Source organism: Halorubrum sp. SP9, assembly GCF_005435015.1.
GTDB classification, from domain to species: domain Archaea; phylum Halobacteriota; class Halobacteria; order Halobacteriales; family Haloferacaceae; genus Halorubrum; species Halorubrum sodomense.
The window spans coordinates 1-384 of sequence record NZ_SGXU01000459.1 but is presented as its reverse complement, the minus strand read 5'-3'; the positions used below and the strand labels follow the sequence as shown (position 1 = coordinate 384).

The 384-nt window shown below is 57.3% G+C and carries 1 protein-coding gene; it reads right to left on the bottom strand.

The genetic code is table 11. The features are described from left to right. Nucleotides 1-214, bottom strand: a 214-nt coding sequence (locus EXE45_RS18245) for an ATP-binding cassette domain-containing protein (RefSeq protein ID WP_137695149.1), incomplete at its 3' end; no start/stop codon positions are given. Nucleotides 215-384: the final 170 nt, after the last annotated feature.

Below are 384 nucleotides of genomic sequence, written 5' to 3'. Positions count from 1 at the left end.
GATCGGCGGGCGGGGTCCCGTCGACCCGGTCGTCGTCGAAGTAGATCTCCCCCTCCGACGGGTCCTCTAACCCCGCGATCATCCGGAGGGCGGTCGTCTTTCCGCAGCCGGACGGCCCGAGGAACACCACGAACTCCCCGTCGTCCACCTCCATGTCCAGCTTGTAGTTCGCGACCGTGTCACCCCCGTCGAAGTACTTGCTCACCGATCGCATGCTAATGCGGGTCATCGACTACCCGCCCGTATTCATTTATTACACTTATAATTAATCATAGACCATGGATAAGAGGACTGCCGCAGGGACCCGCTATCCGTTCTCTGTCCGGCTAATTCAATAATTACTTAGCAATCCTTTCACTACGTGGGGGAGATGAGTTCCGGTCT